This is a genomic window from Enterobacter cloacae complex sp. XAL002 (genome assembly GCF_049236805.1).
Lineage (GTDB): Bacteria > Pseudomonadota > Gammaproteobacteria > Enterobacterales > Enterobacteriaceae > Enterobacter > Enterobacter intestinihominis.
The window spans coordinates 150,286-170,729 of the sequence record NZ_JBMKJN010000006.1; the positions used below are offsets into that span (position 1 = coordinate 150,286).

The 20,444-nt window shown below is 55.4% G+C and carries 19 protein-coding genes; 16 read left to right on the forward strand and 3 right to left on the reverse strand.

Features of this window, described 5'->3' with window-relative positions; all coding sequences use genetic code 11:
- The first annotated feature begins 56 nt into the window (after positions 1-56).
- The 5 genes from flgH (at position 57) to flgL (ending at position 5,505) form a co-directional block, all read left to right on the forward strand.
- On the forward strand, positions 57-755 hold the full coding sequence (flgH, locus tag ACOT0L_RS07815; protein WP_023299788.1) for a flagellar basal body L-ring protein FlgH: 699 nt from the start codon (positions 57-59) through the stop codon (positions 753-755).
- Between the two features lie 12 nt (positions 756-767).
- Positions 768-1,865, forward strand: coding sequence for a flagellar basal body P-ring protein FlgI (locus ACOT0L_RS07820; protein ID WP_022647728.1), 1,098 nt, complete (start codon positions 768-770; stop codon positions 1,863-1,865).
- Complete coding sequence (gene flgJ, locus ACOT0L_RS07825) at positions 1,866-2,819, forward strand: flagellar assembly peptidoglycan hydrolase FlgJ (protein ID WP_023305862.1); 954 nt, start codon at positions 1,866-1,868, stop codon at positions 2,817-2,819.
- A 75-nt stretch (positions 2,820-2,894) separates the two neighbouring features.
- Complete coding sequence (gene flgK, locus ACOT0L_RS07830) at positions 2,895-4,535, forward strand: flagellar hook-associated protein FlgK (protein WP_045307939.1); 1,641 nt, start codon at positions 2,895-2,897, stop codon at positions 4,533-4,535.
- Positions 4,536-4,551: 16 nt separating this feature from the next.
- A complete protein-coding gene (flgL, locus tag ACOT0L_RS07835) occupies positions 4,552-5,505 on the forward strand; it encodes a flagellar hook-associated protein FlgL (protein ID WP_126502926.1) in 954 nt (317 codons plus the stop codon).
- 75 nt (positions 5,506-5,580) lie between these two features.
- On the opposite strand, the gene ACOT0L_RS07840 is transcribed toward flgL, so the two are convergent.
- Complete coding sequence (locus ACOT0L_RS07840; protein WP_022647732.1) at positions 5,581-6,792, reverse strand: MFS transporter; 1,212 nt, start codon at positions 6,790-6,792, stop codon at positions 5,581-5,583.
- Positions 6,793-6,901: 109 nt separating this feature from the next.
- Here ACOT0L_RS07840 and ACOT0L_RS07845 point away from each other — a divergent pair, with 109 nt between their 5' ends.
- The gene (locus ACOT0L_RS07845) at positions 6,902-7,840 is read left to right on the forward strand and encodes a LysR family transcriptional regulator (protein ID WP_023299793.1); all 939 of its coding nucleotides are present in this window, start codon (positions 6,902-6,904) and stop codon (positions 7,838-7,840) included.
- 40 nt (positions 7,841-7,880) lie between these two features.
- On the opposite strand, the gene rne is transcribed toward ACOT0L_RS07845, so the two are convergent.
- Complete coding sequence (rne, locus tag ACOT0L_RS07850) at positions 7,881-10,988, reverse strand: ribonuclease E (protein ID WP_023299794.1); 3,108 nt, start codon at positions 10,986-10,988, stop codon at positions 7,881-7,883.
- Between the two features lie 570 nt (positions 10,989-11,558).
- Here rne and rluC point away from each other — a divergent pair.
- Positions 11,559-12,506 carry a 23S rRNA pseudouridine(955/2504/2580) synthase RluC gene (gene rluC, locus ACOT0L_RS07855; RefSeq protein WP_041907418.1) on the forward strand — a complete coding sequence of 316 codons (948 nt, stop codon included), beginning with the start codon at positions 11,559-11,561 and terminating at the stop codon, positions 12,504-12,506.
- Positions 12,507-12,585: 79 nt separating this feature from the next.
- Here the strand turns inward: rluC and ACOT0L_RS07860 are convergent, their stop codons facing one another.
- Positions 12,586-13,170 carry a Maf family protein gene (locus ACOT0L_RS07860; protein ID WP_032624478.1) on the reverse strand — a complete coding sequence of 195 codons (585 nt, stop codon included), beginning with the start codon at positions 13,168-13,170 and terminating at the stop codon, positions 12,586-12,588.
- A 140-nt stretch (positions 13,171-13,310) separates the two neighbouring features.
- Here ACOT0L_RS07860 and yceD point away from each other — a divergent pair, with 140 nt between their 5' ends.
- The 9 genes from yceD to pabC all read left to right on the forward strand — a co-directional run bounded on the left by yceD (position 13,311) and on the right by pabC (position 20,444).
- Entirely contained in the window at positions 13,311-13,832 is a 522-nt protein-coding gene (yceD, locus tag ACOT0L_RS07865) for a 23S rRNA accumulation protein YceD (protein WP_003857966.1), read from the forward strand.
- A gap of 16 nt (positions 13,833-13,848) precedes the next feature.
- Positions 13,849-14,022, forward strand: coding sequence for a 50S ribosomal protein L32 (gene rpmF / locus ACOT0L_RS07870; RefSeq protein WP_003857964.1), 174 nt, complete (start codon positions 13,849-13,851; stop codon positions 14,020-14,022).
- 81 nt (positions 14,023-14,103) lie between these two features.
- Entirely contained in the window at positions 14,104-15,138 is a 1,035-nt protein-coding gene (gene plsX / locus ACOT0L_RS07875) for a phosphate acyltransferase PlsX (protein WP_198921375.1), read from the forward strand.
- A 6-nt stretch (positions 15,139-15,144) separates the two neighbouring features.
- Entirely contained in the window at positions 15,145-16,098 is a 954-nt protein-coding gene (locus tag ACOT0L_RS07880; RefSeq protein ID WP_003857960.1) for a beta-ketoacyl-ACP synthase III, read from the forward strand.
- A 15-nt stretch (positions 16,099-16,113) separates the two neighbouring features.
- Positions 16,114-17,043, forward strand: coding sequence for an ACP S-malonyltransferase (gene fabD, locus ACOT0L_RS07885; protein WP_126502925.1), 930 nt, complete (start codon positions 16,114-16,116; stop codon positions 17,041-17,043).
- A 12-nt stretch (positions 17,044-17,055) separates the two neighbouring features.
- Complete coding sequence (gene fabG, locus ACOT0L_RS07890) at positions 17,056-17,790, forward strand: 3-oxoacyl-ACP reductase FabG (RefSeq protein ID WP_022647739.1); 735 nt, start codon at positions 17,056-17,058, stop codon at positions 17,788-17,790.
- Between the two features lie 154 nt (positions 17,791-17,944).
- Positions 17,945-18,181, forward strand: a complete 237-nt coding sequence (gene acpP / locus ACOT0L_RS07895; protein WP_003857954.1) for an acyl carrier protein — start codon at positions 17,945-17,947, stop codon at positions 18,179-18,181.
- A gap of 91 nt (positions 18,182-18,272) precedes the next feature.
- Entirely contained in the window at positions 18,273-19,514 is a 1,242-nt protein-coding gene (fabF, locus tag ACOT0L_RS07900) for a beta-ketoacyl-ACP synthase II (protein ID WP_022647740.1), read from the forward strand.
- A 120-nt stretch (positions 19,515-19,634) separates the two neighbouring features.
- Positions 19,635-20,444, forward strand: coding sequence for an aminodeoxychorismate lyase (pabC, locus tag ACOT0L_RS07905; protein ID WP_126502924.1), 810 nt, complete (start codon positions 19,635-19,637; stop codon positions 20,442-20,444).

Sequence of the window (20,444 nt, forward strand, 5' to 3'; positions counted from 1 at the left end):
GTGTAGCCCGGTGCGGTAAACGTCGCACCGGCTCCCTGTTTTCGAAGATGAAGGCAATGCAAAAAAACGCGGCGTTTCGTTATCCGATCCTGACTGTTCTGGCTGTCACCCTCAGCGGGTGTGCCTGGATCCCGTCTAAACCATTGGTACAGGGTGCGACTACCGCCCAACCCGTTCCCGGCCCCTCGCCGGTGGTGAACGGCTCTATTTTCCAGACCGCGCAGCCGATTAACTACGGTTATCAGCCGCTGTTTGAAGACCGTCGTCCGCGTAACGTCGGCGATACGCTGACCATTGTGTTGCAGGAAAACGTCAGCGCGAGCAAGAGCTCGTCGGCGAATGCCAGCCGCGACGGCAAAACCAATTTTGGCTTCGACACCGTACCGCGCTATCTGCAAGGGCTGTTCGGCAACGCCCGTGCGGATGTGGAAGCCTCCGGTGGCAACACCTTTAACGGTAAAGGTGGCGCGAACGCCAGCAATACCTTCAGCGGAACGCTGACGGTAACGGTTGACCAGGTTCTGGTGAACGGCAACCTGCACGTGGTGGGCGAAAAACAGATCGCCATTAACCAGGGTACGGAATTCATTCGCTTCTCCGGTGTGGTTAACCCTCGCACCATCAGCGGCACCAACACCGTACCGTCCACACAGGTGGCGGATGCGCGCATTGAGTACGTCGGCAACGGCTACATCAACGAAGCGCAAAATATGGGCTGGCTGCAACGCTTCTTCCTTAACTTATCGCCGATGTAAGCGAGGTGACCTATGTATAAATTTCTCTTCGCCGTGGCGCTGTCGCTGGTCGCTACCGTTGCGCAGGCCGATCGCATTCGCGATCTCACCAGCGTGCAGGGCGTGCGCGAAAACTCCCTGATTGGCTACGGCCTGGTGGTGGGGCTGGATGGGACGGGTGACCAGACGACCCAGACGCCGTTCACCACCCAGAGCCTGAACAACATGCTCTCTCAGCTCGGTATTACCGTACCGGCGGGGACCAACATGCAGCTGAAAAACGTGGCGGCGGTGATGGTGACTGCGTCTTATCCGGCCTTTGCGCGTCAGGGGCAAACCATCGACGTGGTTGTCTCGTCGATGGGTAACGCCAAAAGCCTGCGCGGCGGTACGTTGTTGATGACGCCGCTGAAAGGCGTCGACAGCCAGGTGTATGCTCTGGCGCAGGGCAACATTCTGGTTGGCGGGGCAGGTGCATCGGCGGGCGGCAGCAGCGTGCAGGTGAACCAGCTGAACGGGGGACGTATTACCAACGGCGCGATCATCGAACGTGAGCTGCCGACCCAGTTCGGCACCGGCAACACCATTAACCTGCAACTGAATAACGAAGACTTCACGATGGCGCAGCAGATTGCTGACACCATCAACCGCAGCCGGGGTTACGGCAGCGCCACCGCGCTGGATGCCCGCACCGTGCAGATCCGCACGTCAACCGGTAGCAGCAACCAGGTGCGGATGCTGGCCGATATCCAGAATATGGAAGTGAACGTGTCGGTGCAGGATGCAAAAGTCATTATCAACTCCCGTACCGGATCGGTGGTGATGAACCGCGAAGTGACGCTGGACAGCTGCGCCGTGGCGCAGGGCAATCTCTCCGTCACGGTTAACCGCTCGGCCAACGTCAGCCAGCCGGATACCCCGTTTGGTGGCGGTCAGACGGTAGTGACCCCGCAAACGCAGATTGATTTACGACAGAGCGGCGGATCGTTGCAGAGCGTGCGCTCCAGCGCCAACCTGAACAGCGTGGTGCGTGCCCTGAACGCGCTGGGTGCAACGCCAATGGATCTGATGTCCATTCTGCAATCCATGCAAAGTGCAGGCTGCCTGCGCGCTAAACTGGAAATCATCTAAATGCTGACCGATAGCAAACTGTTGACCAGTGCCGCCTGGGATGCCCAGTCGCTCAACGAGCTGAAAACCAAAGCGGGCAAGGATCCGGCGGCGAATATCCGCCCGGTTGCCCGTCAGGTGGAAGGCATGTTCGTGCAGATGATGTTGAAAAGCATGCGTGAAACCCTGCCGAAAGATGGCATGTTCAGCAGCGATTCCACACGGCTTTACACCAGCATGTACGATCAGCAGATTGCCCAGCAAATGACCGCCGGAAAGGGGCTCGGCCTGGCGGACATGATTGTGAAACAGACCGCAGCCGCTCAGGGGCTGCCACCTGAAGAGGCTCCGCCGCAGGTGCCGCTGAAGTTTGATCTGGAAAAGGTGACCAGTTATCAAAATCAGGCGCTGACGCAGATGGTGCGTAAGGCGATGCCGAAGCCGACAGAAGCGCGTGACGAGCCGCTCTCCGGCGACAGCAAAGACTTCCTGGCGCAGCTCTCCCTGCCGGCGCGTCTTGCCAGTGAAGAAAGCGGCGTGCCACACCATCTGATTCTGGCGCAGGCGGCGCTGGAGTCGGGCTGGGGGCAACGTCAGATCCGCAGGGAGAACGGCGAGCCGAGCTTCAACATCTTTGGCGTGAAGGCCACTTCCAGCTGGAAGGGGCCGACCACGGAAATTACCACCACCGAATATGAGAACGGTGCGGCAGTGAAGGTGAAAGCCAAATTCCGCGTCTACAGCTCGTATCTGGAAGCGTTGTCGGATTATGTCGGGCTGCTGAGCCGGAATCCGCGTTACACCGCCGTGACCCAGGCCACCACGCCAGAGCAGGGCGCTCAGGCATTGCAGAATGCCGGCTACGCGACCGATCCAAACTATGCACGCAAGCTGACCAGCATGATCCAGCAGCTGAAATCCATGTCTGAGAAGGTCAGCAAAGCGTATAGCACAGATCTCGAAAATCTGTTCTGAAAGTTCTCAAGTCCCGCTGGAGGTTGCCGATAACCTTCATCAGGACTCGTGTCTGAACGTATAAAAGGAACCCCCATGTCCAGTTTGATTAACAGCGCCATGAGTGGCCTCAGTGCTGCGCAGTCGGCACTCAATACCGTCAGTAATAATATTTCAAGCTACAACGTGGCAGGTTATACCCGCCAGACTACCATTCTGGGCGCATCAAACAGCACCCTGACCGGCGGCGGCTGGGTGGGTAACGGGGTCTATGTCTCCGGCGTTCAGCGTGAATATGATGCGTTTATTACCAACCAGCTGCGCGCGGCGCAGAACCAGAGCAGCGGCCTGACCACGCGCTACCAGCAGATGTCGAAAATTGACGACGTGCTGTCGGATACCACGAACTCGCTTTCTGCCAACCTCCAGGATTTCTTTAAAAGCCTGCAAACGCTGGTGAGTAACGCAGAAGATCCGGCTGCACGCCAGACGGTACTCGGGAAGGCAGATGGTCTGGTAAACCAGTTCAAAACTAACGATCAATATCTCCGCGATCAGGATGCGCAGGTCAATACGGCGATTTCTACCAGCGTCGATCAGATCAATAACTATGCGAAGCAGATTGCCAACCTTAACGATCAGATTTCCCGGCTGACTGGCGTAGGGGCGGGCGCATCCCCGAACGAACTGCTCGATCAGCGCGATCAGCTGGTGAGCGAACTGAACAAAATTGTCGGTGTGGACGTGACCGTACAGGACAGCGGCACCTACAACATCTCTATCGCCAACGGCTACACCCTGGTACAGGGCAGCAACGCCAGCCAGCTGGCTGCGGTGAAATCCAGCGCGGACCCTGCACGTACAACGATTGCGTATGTGGATGCCGCAGCAGGCAACGTGGAGATCTCAGAAAAACAGATCACCACGGGGTCGCTTGGGGGGCTGTTAACGTTCCGTTCTCAGGATCTGGATCAGGCGCGAAATACGCTTAACCAGATGGCGCTGGCGTTTGCGGATGCCATGAATACCCAGCACCAGGCGGGCTTTGATGCCAACGGGGACGCAGGCGGCAAGCTGTTTGATTTTGGCTCCCCGGCAGTGCTGAGTAACGGTAAGAACACCGGAAGCGCGTCCGTGACGGCAACGATGACGGACAGTACCAAGGTCCAGGCGACAAACTACAAAGTTGAGTATAACGGTACTGACTGGACCATCACCCGTCTGTCAGACAACACCAGCTTCACGGCTATGCCGGATACCAGCGGTAATCTGTCGTTTGATGGCCTCAACGTCAACATTAGCGGCTCGGCCAATAATAAAGACAGCTTTATCGTGAAGCCGGTGAATGACGTTATCGTGAATATGGACGTTGCGATCAGCGACGAATCCAAACTGGCGATGGCTTCCGCGAAAGGAAGCGGCGAAAGCGACAATACCAATGGCCAAAAGCTGCTGGATTTGCAGAGCGCCAAGCTGGTGGGGGGAAACAAAACCTTTAACGATGCTTATGCCGCGCTGGTCAGTACGGTGGGCAGCACCACGGCGTCGCTGAAAACCAGCAGCGAAACCAAAGTTAACGTTGTTACGCAGCTGACCAAACAACAGCAGTCAATCTCCGGGGTTAACTTGGATGAAGAGTATGGCAACCTGCAACGCTATCAGCAGTACTATCTGGCGAATGCGCAGGTGCTGCAAACGGCGAGCACGCTGTTTGATGCATTGATCAATATCCGCTAAGGCTGAGGCATAAAAAATGCGTATTAGTACTCAAATGATGTATGAGCAAAGCATGCGCGGCGTGACGAACTCCCAAAGCCTCTGGCTCAGCTACGGCGAGCAGATGTCTACGGGGAAGCGTATCAACCGTCCGTCTGACGATCCGATTGCCGCTTCGCAGGCCGTTGTGCTCTCTCAGGCCCAAACGCAAAACAGCCAGTATGCGCTGGCGCGCTCCTTCGCTACGACGAAAGTCTCGCTGGAAGAAAACGTGTTATCGCAAGTGACAACCGCTATCCAGGCTGCTCAGGAAAAGATTGTCAATGCGGGCAACGGTACGTTAAGTGACGATGACCGCGCTTCGCTGGCAACGAACCTGCAAGGTATTCGCGATCAGCTCATGAACCTGGCTAACAGCACGGACGGTAACGGTCGCTATATTTTTTCCGGTTACAAAACCGAAGCGGCGGCTTTCGACCAGACTACGGGTGATTATAAGGGCGGCGGAACGCCAATCAGCCAGCAGGTTGACTCCGCGCGCACGATGCAAATTAGCCATACGGGCACTGAAGTTTTCGATAGCTTTACCAGCAATGCCAAGCCAGAGCCAGATGGTAGTGCGCCGGAAACGAATTTGTTCAAGATCCTCGACTCCGCAATTGAAGCGCTGAATACGCCGATTGGGGAGGACGAAACGAAAGCCGAGGCGTTTACGGCGGCTATTGATAAAGCCAACCGTGGCCTGAGCAACTCCCTCAACAACGTGCTGACCGTGCGCGCCGACCTCGGCATCAAGCTGGATGAGCTGGGCAAGCTGGACGCTCTGGGTGAAGACCGCGCGCTGGGTCAGACCCAGCAGATGAGTAACCTGGTTGACGTAGACTGGAACTCGGTGATTTCGTCCTACACCATGCAGCAGGCGGCGTTGCAGGCCTCGTATAAAGCCTTTAGCGATATGCAGGGTATGTCTTTGTTCCAGATGAACAGATAAGACTCTGACCTGTTTGACATGTCTTGAAACTGGGCATGTTTTGACTGCCCAACCCGTCCGGGTTGGGCATTTTTTTTACACACTTTCTGCCTGAGCGGACACCACCCGGGCGCTTTCAATCACTCTGATAGCCAGCGCAATGGCACCACACAGGGTTGCCAGTGCTACCACGCCCGTCCAGCCTGCCAGCGTATAGATATTGCTGCCTAATGCCGAACCCAGCGCCATTCCGATGAAAATGACGGTAAACAGCAGGGCGTTAAGGCGCCCACGGGCCTGCGGCTCAAGGCTGTAGACCAGGTTCTGGTGCGCCACGAGGCTGGACTGCAAACCGAGATCGAAACCGACCGCGGAGAGGGCAATCAGGAGCAACTGGCCGTGTACACCCAGGGCTGGCATCAGGAACATCAGGGCAAACGAGAGGGTCACCAGCGCGGCACCCAGTTGGGTCACTTTACCGGCGCCCAGCTTATCGGCCAGACCGCCTGCCAGCGGTGCGGCCAGCGCGCCTGCTGCTCCGGCAATACCAAAACCACCCGCCACGGCGCTGCCAAGGTGATACCGTTCCAGCAGCATGACCGCCAGCGTCGACCAGAACGCACTAAAAGCGATCGACAGAAAACCCTGAGCCAGCGCAGCCCGACGCAGCGCCGGGTAGCGACGCCAGAGGTGTTCCATGGAGCGCATCAGTGCCGGGTAGCTCAGCGTGGAATGAACGGCGAAGCGGGGAAGTACGGCCCACATCACCACGCCGATAAAGGCAATGCTTGCGGCGGCCAGCTGATACATCACTCGCCAGCCAAAGGCTTCACCCACCACGCCGCTCACGGTTCTGGAGAGCAAAATCCCCAGCAGCAGGCCGGTCATCACCGTGCCGACTGTTTTTCCCTGTTTGCCTTCCGGCGCGAGGATCGCTGCGGCCGGGACAATATCCTGCGCCATGGTGGCGGCCATGCCAATCAGCAGGCTGGTGAGCAGCAGGGAATGAAGTTGTCCGGTCAGGCTACAACCCAGCAGGAACAGCGCCAGAGCTGCACTTTTTATCAGGATCAACGTTCTGCGGTCATAACGATCGCCGAGCGGGAGCAGAAACAGGATACCTAAGGCATAACCCGCCTGGGTGAGCGTCGGGACCATGCCCATGCCTTCGATGCTCAGGTGCAGGTCTGAGCCCATCAGCGGCAGCAGAGGCTGGGCATAATAGATGGATGCCACGCTGAAGCCCGCACCGAGCGCCAGCATTAAGATTACCCAGCGGCTTACGGCCCGGGTGGTGGTTGTGTTCATAAGATGTTCCTCATTCGTCGTGTGCGGCTATTTTTTATCAGTACGCCTTGCGACGGTAGCGGGCGCGGTGGTAAAACGCTTATACGTGTAGCGTATAGGTGCAAATGATATGAAACGGACTGAGCGTATAGATCGTGTAGAACTGATGCGAACCTTTGTTCGCATTGTGGAGGCGGGGTCCCTTTCTGCGGCGGCACGTCAGCTGGCAACAACCCAGGCCACGGTGAGCCGACGGTTGCAGTCGCTCGAGACCATGCTGGGCGTGCGCCTGATGCTGCGCACAACCCATACGACACGGCTGACCGATGACGGTGAACGTTGCTATCAGCATGCCAGACGGGTGATTGACAGCTGGCTGGCGCTGGAAGACGAGGTGGGGCAGACGGAAGATGAACCGGTCGGGGTGCTGAGGGTGCGCGCGCCTCACGCGTTTGGCCAGGATCAGCTACTAAAACCGTTAACCGAATTTTTGCAGCGCTATCCGCTACTCTCAATCGAATGGATGCTTAACGATCGCTCGGTTGATTTCCTCGGCGACAACCTTGACTGTGCTATTCGGGTGGGCGTGGAAGTCGATCCGGCAACCGTGTCTGTGTTGCTGGCTGAAGTGCCGCGCTCGGTGGTAGCGTCACCGGCACTCCTGGCCCGTTTTCCCGCAGTTAACACGCCGGACGATCTGCAACATCTCCCCTGGATTGCAATCAGCTCTTTTTATCAACGCCATGTGGAACTCTTCCACGAGGCAACACCCACCCCGGCGAGAGTTACCATTACGCCACGCCTGAGTACCGACAGCCTGTATGTAGCGCGCAATACGGCACTCACCGGGCTAGGCGTGGCGGTGGTATCCAGCTGGACGGTACAGGATGATATTCGGGAAGGGCGACTGGTGCATTTACTGCCAGAGTGGCAGCCAGCAGCGCTACCGGTACATCTGGTTTATCCCTGGTCACGCTATTATCCGGCGCGCTTGCGGCGTTTTCTGGAGCTGATGCGGCAGATAATGCCGGAGGTCACCGGGATGAGAAAGCCCCTGCAACAGCCATAAAAAAGCCGACCCGAAGGTCGGCTTTCAGTCTTAGCGTGCGTTATTCAACAGGCTGAGGACGAGTAGCTGGGGCAGTAGCCATGTGCGTCGCACTGTGACCACCGGCAGCACCTTTACCTTCGAAGTTGAATTCCGGACGAACCCAGTCACTATGGCGTGGTGCTTCAGGCACGTACTCAGGTGCCGGGGCACGAGTCATTGGCGCGGTAGCAATGTGAGCAGGCGCTACAGCTTCAACGATCTCAACCGGCTCAGATTTCACTTCAGGCGCTTTGACCTCTTCGACAACAGGTTCAACCTGAATCTCGACGTCCTGAACAACCTCTTCCGTCACCGTTTCGACGGCAACGTCTGCGGGCTCTTCTGCTGCGGATACAGGCTTAGCGTCTTCCGCGACTTCTTCAGCCACCACGGTATCTTCTTCGGCAATGATCTGCGGTGCGGCATCAACCGGCGCAGCAATCACTTCAGGATGGGTCGTTTCCACTTCCACAGCCTGCGGCGGCGCTGTTTCAACAACCTGCGGTTCGACCACAGTTGCCGCTTCAGTCACGACGTCTTCCACCGCGACGACTGGTGCAATCACCTCTTCGGTCACAGCCTGTTCTTCAACAGCCTGCTCCGGACGTGCAACCGGATAACGGATCCAGACTTTACCGGATGCCATCTCAGGTGACGCGCACGCCACGGTCATTGGCATTGGAGACTGGGTCGGGTAACGCTCGTCACGATAACGACGGCGACGCTGACCGCTCACGCGCAGATGGCGTGGAGAACGGCGGGAGCGACGCGGCATACCTGCGTTATCACGGTTTTCGCTGCTTTCGTCCTGCTCAACCTGATTTTCAACTACGGCTGGCAGGTCAACTTTCGCAACCTGAGTACCCGTTGTGCTTTCAACCGCTTCAACCGCGATAACGTCGTTTTCTTCGGCCTGAACAACACCCACACGTACTTTCTGGGTCAGCTGGCGCTGCTTACGACGCGGCATAACCTGAGTACGCTCTTCCTGCTCAGTGTCCTGCTGTTCTACAGGCGCTTCGCGATTCAGGTTTTTGACTTCCTGCTGAGCCTGGCGTTTGTCATCGTTACGACGACGGTTACGCTCGCGGCGAGGCTGCTGCTCGTCACGCTGTTTGCTCTTCTCGGACTCATCGCCCGCCTGCTGGCGAATCTCACGATCTTCAACGTTCTGCTGTTGCTTCTCGCGACGGTTGCGACGGTTGTCCTCGCGCTGTTCACGGCCTTCGTTGTTATCGGAACGATTATCACGGCGCTCATTACGATCGCCACGGTCGTTGCGGTCGCGACGGTTGTTCTGACGCTTACGACGGTCCTGCTGACGCTCTGGTTTCGCTTCTTTTGGCGCTTCTTTCGGCTCCTCAGGCTGAACTTCTTCGGCGGCAAACATTTTTTTCAGCGCACCGATGATGCGGCTCAGGAGACCAGGCTGCTCAGGCTGTGCTTTTGGCGCGGCAGGAGCCACTTTCTGCACAGCAGGTTTTTCCGCTGGTTTTTCCAGCGTCGCTTCTGGCGGTGCTTCCGGCATGATGAAGGTCGCTAAAGCTGGCTGCTCAGGCAGTTTACGCTCGGCAGGCTCTTCATCAGACGGCAGCGCCATTTCTTCTTCATGCAGCTTCGGCAGCAGGTAGCTGAGGGTGCTTGTCTCTTCGCCTTTGCGCACGCGCAGCACGTGATAGTGCGGGGTTTGCATCTCGTCGTTTGGCACGATGATGCAGCGAACGCCGCCCTGACGCGCTTCGATTGCGCTCACCGCTGCACGTTTTTCGTTCAGCAGGTAGGAGGCAATCGGCACCGGAACAATAGCGTGAACCTCTTTGGTGTTCTCTTTCAGCGCTTCTTCTTCAATCAGACGCAGAATAGAGAGGGAGAGAGATTCATTGTCACGAACGGTACCTGTACCGGAACAGCGCGGGCAGACGTGATGGCTGGACTCACCCAGAGACGGGCTGAGGCGCTGACGGGACATCTCCAGCAGGCCAAAGCGAGAAATATGGCTGATCTGGATACGCGCGCGATCCTGGCGCACCGCTTCACGCAGACGGTTTTCAACCGCACGCTGGTGGCGAACCGGGGTCATGTCGATGAAGTCGATAACGATCAGACCACCCAGGTCGCGCAGGCGGAGCTGGCGGGCGATTTCATCAGCGGCTTCAAGGTTGGTGTTGAAGGCGGTCTCTTCGATGTCGCCGCCGCGGGTTGCTCGCGCGGAGTTGATGTCGATGGCGGTCAACGCTTCGGTGGTATCGATAACGATAGAACCGCCGGATGGCAGACGCACTTCACGCTGGAAGGCAGACTCGATCTGGGATTCAATCTGATAATGGCTGAACAGCGGGATTTCACCGGTGTACAGTTTAATTTTGCTGGTGAAATCCGGGCGACCCAGTGCGGCGATGTGCTGGCGAGCCAGCTCAAGCACTTTCGGGTTATCAATCAGAATTTCACCGATGTCCTGACGCAGATAATCACGGAAGGCACGCACGATGACGTTGCTTTCCTGGTGGATCAGGAACGGCGCAGCACGGCTTTCTGCCGCTTTCTTGATGGCTTCCCAGTGTTTCAGGCGGAAGCTCAGGTCCCACTGCAACGCTTCGGCAGATTTGCCAACGCCTGCGGTGCGCACGATAAGGCCCATGCCGTCTGGCAGTTCAAGACTTGCCAGTGCTTCTTTCAGCTCGGTACGGTCATCGCCTTCGATACGGCGAGAGATGCCACCCGCACGCGGGTTGTTTGGCATCAATACCAGATAGCTTCCTGCCAGACTGATAAAGGTGGTCAGCGCGGCGCCTTTGTTGCCACGCTCTTCTTTATCGATCTGGACGATAACTTCCTGACCTTCACGCAGAACATCTTTGATGTTCGGACGGCCATGGGAGTTGTAGTTTGCAGGAAAATATTCGCGGGCGATTTCTTTGAGAGGAAGGAAACCGTGACGCTCAGCACCGTAATCGACAAATGCAGCTTCAAGGCTTGGTTCAATGCGGGTGATTTTGCCTTTGTAAATGTTCGCTTTTTTCTGTTCGTGTCCAGGACTTTCGATATCCAGATCGTACAGGCGCTGCCCATCCACAAGGGCGACACGCAACTCTTCTTGCTGAGTTGCGTTGATTAACATTCTTTTCATCGTAACTTACTCGTTATTCTTACATTGACGACAAAGCTGCGGGCAAGGTGACGCTTTCCGGGGTATGAACCGATGGCCTCGTGTCTATTCACGTCGCCAACCTCACGGTTGTCGCTCGCTTAAGAGGCGCAGAGTGTCGGTTGCCTGTATTTCATAGGGAAACACAGCGCAATTATCAGGGGAATTGCCTGGGAAAACTCTCCAGAGAACAATCCTTATACCGGGAAGTACTGCAACCCGCAGCCCGCTAACTGCCTGAAAGATCAATACGTCTTACGCCATTGCTGCGTGGATGATCGGTCAGACAAAATTGGTCATTCCGTCGACATCCTTACAAAACCCGGATTTAACGCGGAAAACGGATTCATTATTCCACTGCTCGCCGGGTTATAGCAAGATGACTTTTACCAATTATCACCCGGTTACTCACAGTTTCTTCACTTCAACGGGGTGATTGGTTTAATAACCACCAAATCGATTGCGCGAAAGGGGAGTGGTCCGGATAAAAGTAAATATAAGCATAGAAAAATGAGTGGCGCTAATGTCAGACGCTATTTAGAATCGCCAACCATGAAAACAGAGACTCCAGCCGTAAAAATGGTTGCCATCGCCGACGACGAGGCGGGGCAACGTATCGATAATTTTTTGCGCACCCAATTGAAGGGTGTGCCAAAAAGTATGATTTATCGCATCTTGCGTAAGGGTGAGGTGCGGGTGAACAAAAAACGTGTGAAGCCCGAGTACAAGCTCGAGGCGGGCGATGAAGTCCGCATTCCACCGGTACGTGTTGCAGAGCGTGAAGAAGAGGTCGTTTCTCCGAAGCTGCAAAAAGTCGCGGCTTTGAGCGACGTTATCCTTTATGAGGACGACCACATTCTGGTGCTGAATAAACCGTCCGGAACGGCGGTACACGGGGGGAGCGGTCTGAGCTTCGGCGTGATCGAAGGTTTACGTGCGCTGCGCCCGGAAGCGCGTTTCCTCGAACTTGTTCACCGTCTTGACCGTGATACCTCAGGCGTGCTGCTGGTGGCGAAAAAACGTTCTGCACTGCGTTCCCTGCATGAACAGCTGCGCGAAAAAGGGATGCAGAAAGATTATCTGGCGCTGGTGCGCGGCCAGTGGCAGTCCCACGTGAAAGTGGTGCAGGCGCCGCTGCTGAAAAATATTCTGCAAAGCGGTGAGCGCATTGTTCGTGTTAATCAGGAAGGGAAACCGTCTGAGACGCGATTTAAAGTAGAAGAGCGCTACGAATTCGCCACGCTGGTGCGCTGTAGTCCGGTGACGGGGCGTACTCACCAGATTCGCGTCCATACCCAGTTTGCAGGCCATCCGATTGCGTTCGACGATCGCTATGGCGATCGCGAGTTTGATAAGCAGTTGGCGGGTACGGGGCTGTCGCGTCTGTTCCTGCATGCGGCAGCGCTGAAGTTTACCCATCCTAATACCGGTGAAGTTATCCGTATTGAAGCGCCGCTGGATGATCAGTTGAAACGCTGCCTGAAAGTTCTGCGCGGCTGATTATGTGCCGGGTGGCGCTGCGCTTACCCGGCCTACGAAACCCGTAGGCCCATACAAGCGAAGCGCTGCTGGGCAAAAATCACATCGTCAGCGGATTACACTCTTCTCGCCTTAACATCTGGCAGAGCGCAATCAGCGGCAACCCCACCAGCGTGTTGGGATCCCGCCCGTCCAGCTTGTCGAACAGTGCAATTCCCAGTCCTTCACTTTTGAAACTCCCTGCGCAGTTCAGAGGACGTTCCCGACGCACGTAATCCATAATCTCCTCCTCGCTGAGATGACGGAAGTGCACATCAAATGGCTCGCACTCGGTTTGCAGATGACCGGAGGCGGAATTATAAAGCGCCAGGCCGGTATAAAAGGTCACGATACTGCCTCGCGCACGCAAAAGCTGCTGGCAGGCGTTTTCTTCCGTATGCGGTTTACCGGTGATTTCGCCGCCCAGCACACAAACCTGATCGGAGCCTATAATCAGATGAGCGGGGTAACGTACGGCCAGCGACTGTGCTTTCTCTTTCGCGAGACGGGTCACCAGATGACGCGGTGACTCGCCCGGCTGTGGCGTTTCATCCACCTCCGGCGCGGCGCATTCAAACGGGATCCCGAGCTTTTCCAGCAGCATTCGGCGATAAGGTGAAGTGGAAGCAAGGACGAGATTTGGCATATTTTTATCACCAGATATAGCGTATCGATGCCAGCCATTTTAAACTACAGGCCGCAATGTGTGCGAATAATTGGCAAAAGGCAGCTCTGGTTGCCTTTTTCTTTGACTCTATGACGTTACAAAGTTAATATGCGCGCCCTATGCAAAAGGTAAAATTACCCCTGACTCTTGATCCGGTTCGTACGGCTCAAAAACGCCTCGATTACGAAGGAATCTATTCTTCCGATCAGGCTGAGCGTATTGCCGAATCTGTAGTCAGTGTGGACAGTGATGTAGAGTGCTCCATGTCGTTCGCTATCGACAACCAGCGCCTCGCCGTTTTAACCGGTGATGCAAAGGTGACGGTAACGCTCGAATGTCAGCGCTGCGGGAAACCGTTTGTACAGCATGTTCACACAACGTATTGTTTCAGTCCGGTTCGTTCTGACGAACAGGCTGAAGCACTCCCGGAAGCGTATGAACCGATTGAGGTTAACGAATTCGGTGAAATCGATCTTCTGGCGCTGGTTGAAGATGAAGTCATCCTCTCCCTGCCAGTCGTTCCGGTGCATGATTCTGAACACTGTGAAGTGTCCGAGGCGGACATGGTCTTTGGGGAACTGCCTGATGAAGCGCAAAAACCAAATCCATTTGCCGTATTAGCCAGCTTAAAGCGTAAGTAATTGAGGAGTAAGGTCCATGGCCGTACAACAGAATAAACCAACCCGTTCCAAACGTGGCATGCGTCGTTCCCATGACGCGCTGACCGCAGTTACCAGCCTGTCTGTAGACAAGACTTCTGGTGAGAAACACCTGCGTCACCACATCACCGCTGACGGTTTCTACCGCGGCCGCAAGGTTATCACTAAGTAATCACGCGTCAGCGTGATTAGGCTTAGTGAGGAACTTCCCCGTGAAAACGGGGAGTTTACCGAACCAGGCTGCGACGATACCTTGACACGTCTAACCCTGGCGTTAGATGTCATGGGGGGAGATTTTGGCCCTACCGTGACAGTGCCTGCAGCATTGCAGGCACTGAATTCTAATTCGCAACTCACACTTCTTTTAGTCGGTAATCCCGACACAATCACGCCATTACTTGCAAAAGCTGACTTTGAACAACGTTCGCGTCTGCAGATTATTCCTGCGCAGTCAGTTATTGCCAGTGATGCCCGGCCATCGCAGGCTATTCGTAATAGCCGCGGCAGCTCTATGCGAATGGCGCTGGAGCTGGTGAAAGAAGGGCGAGCGCAGGCTTGCGTCAGCGCGGGAAATACTGGCGCGCTGATGGGGCTGTCGAAATTATTGCTCAAGCCGATTGAGGGCATTGAGCGTCCGGCGCTGGTGACGGTGTTACCGCATCAGCAGAAGGGCAAAACGGTGGTGCTCGATCTGGGCGCTAACGTAGATTGTGATAGTACAATGCTGGCTCAGTTTGCCGTGATGGGGTCGGTGCTGGCAGAAGACGTGGTCGGGATTACCAATCCCCGCGTTGCGTTATTGAATATTGGTGAAGAAGAGACCAAAGGCCTGGACAGTATCCGCGACGCTGCGGAATTACTCAAACAGGTTCCCTCCATCAACTATATTGGTTATCTCGAAGCCAATGAGTTGCTGACGGGCAAAACGGATGTATTAGTGTGTGATGGCTTCACCGGAAACGTGACGTTGAAGACCATGGAAGGGGTCGTACGAATGTTCCTTTCTCTGCTGAAATCGCAGGGAGAAGGTAAAAAAAGGTCCTGGTGGCTGATTTTATTAAAGCGTTGGTTACAAAAAAGCCTGACGCGGCGATTCAGTCACCTCAACCCCGACCAGTATAATGGCGCCTGTCTGTTAGGATTGCGCGGCATCGTGATTAAGAGTCATGGCGCCGCCAATCAGCGAGCATTTACCGTCGCGATTGAACAGGCAGTGCAGGCGGTGCAGCGACAAGTCCCTCAGAGGATTGCCGCTCGCCTGGGATCTGTATTAGCTAAAAGTGACTGAGCGTACATGTATACGAAGATTTTAGGTACCGGCAGCTACCTGCCAAAACAAGTGCGTACCAACGCCGATCTTGAAAAAATGGTAGATACGTCTGACGAGTGGATTGTCACGCGCACAGGTATCCGTGAACGTCGTATCGCCGCGCCAGACGAAACTGTGTCCACCATGGGCTACGAAGCCGCTCAGCGAGCGCTTGAGATGGCTGGCATTGATAAAGAACAGATCGGGCTTATTGTGGTGGCGACAACATCTGCCACGCATGCCTTCCCAAGCGCAGCGTGCCAGGTGCAGAACATGCTCGGCATCAAAGGCTGCCCGGCATTTGATGTTGCAGCGGCGTGCGCGGGTTTCACCTATGCGCTGAGCATCGCCGATCAGTATGTTAAATCGGGTGCCGTAAAATATGCGCTGGTGATCGGTGCTGATGTGCTGGCGCGTACCTGCGATCCAACCGATCGCGGCACAATCATTATTTTTGGCGATGGCGCGGGCGCGGTGCTGCTGGGGCAGTCCGAAGAACCAGGCATTATCTCCACGCACCTGCACGCTGACGGTCGCTACGGCGAGCTGTTAACGCTGCCTAACGCCGATCGCGTTAATCCGGACAGTTCGATTTACCTGACAATGGCGGGTAATGAAGTGTTCAAGGTGGCCGTGACCGAACTCGCTCACATTGTTGATGAGACGCTGGAAGCGAACAATCTGGATCGCGCCGCACTCGACTGGCTGGTACCGCATCAGGCTAACCTGCGTATTATCAGCGCGACGGCGAAGAAGTTGGGCATGTCTATGGATAACGTTGTGGTGACGCTTGATCGCCACGGCAACACCTCTGCGGCATCGGTACCGTGCGCATTTGACGAAGCGGTACGCGATGGACGAATTAAACGGGGCCAACTGGTCTTGCTTGAAGCCTTTGGTGGCGGGTTCACCTGGGGTTCCGCGCTGGTTCGTTTCTAGGATAAGGATTAAAAAATGACGCAATTTGCTTTTGTGTTCCCGGGACAGGGCTCACAAACTGTTGGGATGTTGTCTGAAATGGCAGCAAACTATCCGGTTATTGAAGAGACTTTCCGTGAAGCTTCTGACGCGCTGGGTTATGATCTGTGGGCGCTGACCCAGCAGGGCCCAGCTGAAGAGCTGAACAAAACCTGGCAGACTCAACCGGCACTGCTGGCAGCCTCCGTCGCATTGTGGCGCGTATGGCAGCAGCAGGGCGGCAAAACGCCGGCGCTGATGGCGGGTCATAGCCTGGGTGAATACTCTGCGCTGGTCTGCGCAGGGGTGATTGCCTTCGCTGACGCGGTCCGTCTGGTTGAATTGCGTGGTAAGTTTATGCAGGAAGCGGTGCCAGAAGGCACGGGCGGCATGTCTGCCATCATCGGTCTGGATGATGCTTCTATTGCTAAAACCTGTGAAGAATCTGCTGAAGGTCAGGTCGTTTCTCCGGTAAACTTTAACTCGCCAGGCCAGGTAGTTATCGCGGGTCATAAAGAAGCGGTTGAGCGTGCAGGCGCTGCCTGTAAAGCTGCGGGTGCAAAACGTGCACTGCCGCTGCCGGTGAGCGTGCCGTCTCACTGTGCGCTGATGAAGCCCGCTGCCGATAAGCTGGCGGTTGAGCTGGAAAAAATGACCTTTAACGCACCGACGATTTCCGTTGTGAATAACGTCGATGTGAAGTGCGAAACCGCGCCGGAGGCTATCCGTAACGCGCTGGTTCGCCAGCTCTACAGCCCAGTTCAGTGGACCAAAACCGTTGAATTTATGGCGTCTCAGGGCGTTGAACATCTGTATGAAGTCGGTCCAGGTAAGGTACTTACCGGTCTGACAAAACGTATTGTAGACACCCTGACTGCCTCGGCGATTAACGAGCCGGAAGCAATGAAAGCGGCACTCTCGCAATAAAAGAGGAATACCATGAGTTTTGAAGGAAAAATTGCCCTGGTGACCGGCGCAAGCCGCGGTATCGGGCGTGCTATTGCTGAAACACTGGTTGCGCGCGGCGCGACGGTGATCGGGACTGCGACCAGCGAGAATGGCGCACAGGCCATCAGCGAGTATCTGGGTGCGAACGGCAAAGGTCTGGTACTGAATGTGACTGAACCAGCATCTATCGAATCTGTTCTGGAAAATATTCGCGCAGAGTTTGGCGAAGTGGATATTCTGGTCAATAATGCCGGGATCACTCGCGACAACCTGTTGATGCGAATGAAAGATGATGAGTGGAACGATATTATCGAAACCAACCTGTCATCGGTATTCCGTCTGTCAAAAGCGGTAATGCGCGCTATGATGAAAAAGCGTCATGGACGTATTATCACTGTAGGTTCTGTGGTTGGTACCATGGGAAATGCTGGTCAGGCTAACTACGCTGCGGCGAAAGCAGGTCTGATCGGTTTCAGTAAGTCGCTGGCGCGCGAAGTCGCGTCCCGCGGAATTACTGTAAACGTTGTTGCTCCGGGCTTTATTGAAACGGACATGACGCGTGCGCTGACCGATGATCAGCGTGCGGGTACGCTGGCGGCAGTTCCAGCGGGTCGTCTTGGCGACCCTAAAGAAATCGCCAGCGCGGTTGCATTTTTAGCCTCTGACGAAGCGGGTTACATCACTGGTGAAACCCTCCACGTCAACGGCGGGATGTACATGGTTTAATCACGATCGAAAATATTTGCGTTATTTGGGCAAATGGCCTCAAAATAACGTAAAATCGTGGTAAGACCTGCCGGGATTTAGTTGCAAATTTTTCAACATTTTATACACTACGAAAACCATCGCGAAAGCGAGTTTTGATAGGAAATTTAAGAGTATGAGCACTATCGAAGAACGCGTTAAGAAAATTATCGGCGAACAGCTGGGCGTTAAGCAGGAAGAAGTTGTGAACTCCGCTTCCTTTGTTGAAGACCTGGGCGCAGATTCTCTTGACACCGTTGAGCTGGTAATGGCTCTGGAAGAAGAGTTTGATACTGAGATTCCGGACGAAGAAGCTGAGAAAATCACCACCGTTCAGGCTGCCATTGATTACATCAACGGTCACCAGGCGTAAGTGAACATCTCCAGGCGGTCATTCGACCGCCTGAGTTTTATCTTTTGTAGTCCCACGAATCTCTTTTTTTATCCCTCCCTGGAGGACAAACGTGTCTAAGCGTCGTGTAGTTGTGACCGGACTTGGCATGTTGTCTCCTGTCGGCAATACCGTAGAGTCCACCTGGAAAGCTCTCCTTGCCGGTCAGAGCGGCATCAGCCTAATCGACCATTTCGATACTAGCGCCTATGCAACGAAATTTGCTGGCTTAGTAAAGGATTTTAACTGTGAAGAGATCATCTCGCGCAAAGAACAGCGCAAGATGGATGCCTTCATTCAATATGGAATTGTCGCTGGCGTTCAGGCCATGCAGGATTCTGGCCTTGAGATTACGGAAGAGAACGCTACCCGTATCGGCGCTGCTATCGGCTCCGGGATTGGCGGTCTTGGCCTGATCGAGGAAAACCATACATCTCTGGTGAATGGCGGCCCGCGTAAAATCAGCCCGTTCTTCGTTCCGTCTACGATTGTAAACATGGTGGCAGGTCACCTGACCATTATGTTCGGCCTGCGTGGCCCAAGCATCTCAATCGCGACAGCCTGTACGTCTGGCGTGCATAACATCGGCCAGGCCGCGCGTATCATCGCGTACGGCGATGCAGATGCTATGGTTGCGGGCGGTGCTGAAAAAGCCAGTACCCCGCTGGGCGTCGGTGGCTTCGGTGCAGCGCGTGCGCTCTCTACCCGAAACGATAATCCTCAGGCGGCGAGCCGTCCGTGGGATAAAGACCGTGATGGTTTCGTGCTGGGTGACGGTGCAGGCATGATCGTACTGGAAGAGTACGAACACGCGAAAAAACGTGGCGCGAAAATTTATGCTGAAGTTGTTGGCTTTGGCATGAGCAGCGATGCTTACCACATGACGTCTCCTCCAGAGAACGGCGCAGGTGCTGCGCTGGCGATGGAAAACGCCATCCGTGATGCGGGCATTACGCCGGCACAGATTGGCTACGTTAACGCGCACGGGACATCTACCCCTGCGGGCGATAAAGCAGAAGCGCAGGCGGTTAAGTCTATCTTCGGCGAATCTGCCAGCCGTGTACTGGTGAGCTCCACGAAATCCATGACCGGTCACCTCCTGGGTGCGGCGGGTGCAGTAGAATCAATCTACTCTATTCTCGCGCTGCGCGATCAGGCTGTACCGCCAACCATCAACCTGGATAATCCAGATGAAGGTTGCGATCTGGACTTCGTTCCCCACGAAGCGCGCCAGGTTAGCGGTATGGAGTACACCCTGTGTAACTCCTTCGGCTTCGGTGGGACTAACGGTTCTCTGATCTTCAAAAAGGTCTGAGTCTGGTTAGTCGCTGACGATAATAAAGGTCCGCTTGCCGGGCCTTTTTTATTAGGTGATATCCCCTTGTCCGGCTAACCACATCCTGCCAGACTGAGCCTCCATGCATAAGGAGCCACTATGTTTTTAATTAATGGCTTTGAGCAAGAAATGCTGCCGGCAAGCGACAGGGCGACCCAGTTTGGCGATGGCTGTTTCACGACCGCGCGTATTCTCGACGGTGGCGTGTGCCTGCTCGGGGCCCATATCCTTCGTTTACAAAAAGCCTGCGAAGCATTACTGATCCCCTTCTCGCAGTGGGACATTCTTGAAAGTGAAATGCGTCGGCTGGCGTCAGAGAAAGCAAGCGGCGTCCTGAAAGTCATTATCAGCCGCGGCAGCGGTGGTCGGGGCTATAGCGGTTCTGCCTGCCAGCATCCTGCGCGGATCCTTTCCGTTTCAGATTATCCTTCCCATTACGCGCACTGGCGTGAAGAGGGCGTAGTCCTGGCGCTTAGCCCGGTACGTCTGGGGCGAAACCCGATGCTCGCTGGCATAAAACATCTTAACCGTCTTGAACAGGTGCTTATTCGTACTCATCTTGAGCAGACGGAGGCCGGGGAGGCGCTGGTTCTTGACAGCGAAGGGTACATTACGGAATGCTGTGCGGCTAATTTACTCTGGCGGAAGGGCAGTGACGTATTCACGCCTTCGCTGGAGCAGGCCGGAGTCAACGGCATTATGCGGCAGTTTTGTTTGCAACAGCTGGCACGCGCAGGCTTTCGCGTTGTCGAAGTTAACGCTAAGGAAGAGGCGCTGCTGGCTGCCGAAGAAGTTGTTATCTGCAATGCGCTGATGCCCGTTGTCCCCGTTCGCGCTTATGACCGCAAGTGCTGGTCATCCCGCGAGCTGTTCCAGTTTCTGGCCCCGTTATGTGAGCAAACCAGGTAG

Bases quoted from the DNA above. Each gene is read 5' to 3' on its own strand.
- ACOT0L_RS07860 (WP_032624478.1), bottom strand. From the start codon at position 13,170: ATGCCAAATCTCGTCCTTGCTTCCACTTCACCTTATCGCCGAATGCTG.
- ACOT0L_RS07840 (WP_022647732.1), bottom strand. From the start codon at position 6,792: ATGAACACAACCACCACCCGGGCCGTAAGCCGCTGGGTAATCTTAATG.
- ACOT0L_RS07845 (WP_023299793.1), top strand. From the start codon at position 6,902: ATGAAACGGACTGAGCGTATAGATCGTGTAGAACTGATGCGAACCTTT.
- ACOT0L_RS07880 (WP_003857960.1), top strand. From the start codon at position 15,145: ATGTATACGAAGATTTTAGGTACCGGCAGCTACCTGCCAAAACAAGTG.
- acpP (WP_003857954.1), top strand. From the start codon at position 17,945: ATGAGCACTATCGAAGAACGCGTTAAGAAAATTATCGGCGAACAGCTG.
- flgH (WP_023299788.1), top strand. From the start codon at position 57: ATGCAAAAAAACGCGGCGTTTCGTTATCCGATCCTGACTGTTCTGGCT.
- rne (WP_023299794.1), bottom strand. From the start codon at position 10,988: ATGAAAAGAATGTTAATCAACGCAACTCAGCAAGAAGAGTTGCGTGTC.
- flgJ (WP_023305862.1), top strand. From the start codon at position 1,866: ATGCTGACCGATAGCAAACTGTTGACCAGTGCCGCCTGGGATGCCCAG.
- yceD (WP_003857966.1), top strand. From the start codon at position 13,311: ATGCAAAAGGTAAAATTACCCCTGACTCTTGATCCGGTTCGTACGGCT.
- flgL (WP_126502926.1), top strand. From the start codon at position 4,552: ATGCGTATTAGTACTCAAATGATGTATGAGCAAAGCATGCGCGGCGTG.
- rpmF (WP_003857964.1), top strand. From the start codon at position 13,849: ATGGCCGTACAACAGAATAAACCAACCCGTTCCAAACGTGGCATGCGT.
- flgK (WP_045307939.1), top strand. From the start codon at position 2,895: ATGTCCAGTTTGATTAACAGCGCCATGAGTGGCCTCAGTGCTGCGCAG.
- fabG (WP_022647739.1), top strand. From the start codon at position 17,056: ATGAGTTTTGAAGGAAAAATTGCCCTGGTGACCGGCGCAAGCCGCGGT.
- ACOT0L_RS07820 (WP_022647728.1), top strand. From the start codon at position 768: ATGTATAAATTTCTCTTCGCCGTGGCGCTGTCGCTGGTCGCTACCGTT.
- pabC (WP_126502924.1), top strand. From the start codon at position 19,635: ATGTTTTTAATTAATGGCTTTGAGCAAGAAATGCTGCCGGCAAGCGAC.
- rluC (WP_041907418.1), top strand. From the start codon at position 11,559: ATGAAAACAGAGACTCCAGCCGTAAAAATGGTTGCCATCGCCGACGAC.
- fabD (WP_126502925.1), top strand. From the start codon at position 16,114: ATGACGCAATTTGCTTTTGTGTTCCCGGGACAGGGCTCACAAACTGTT.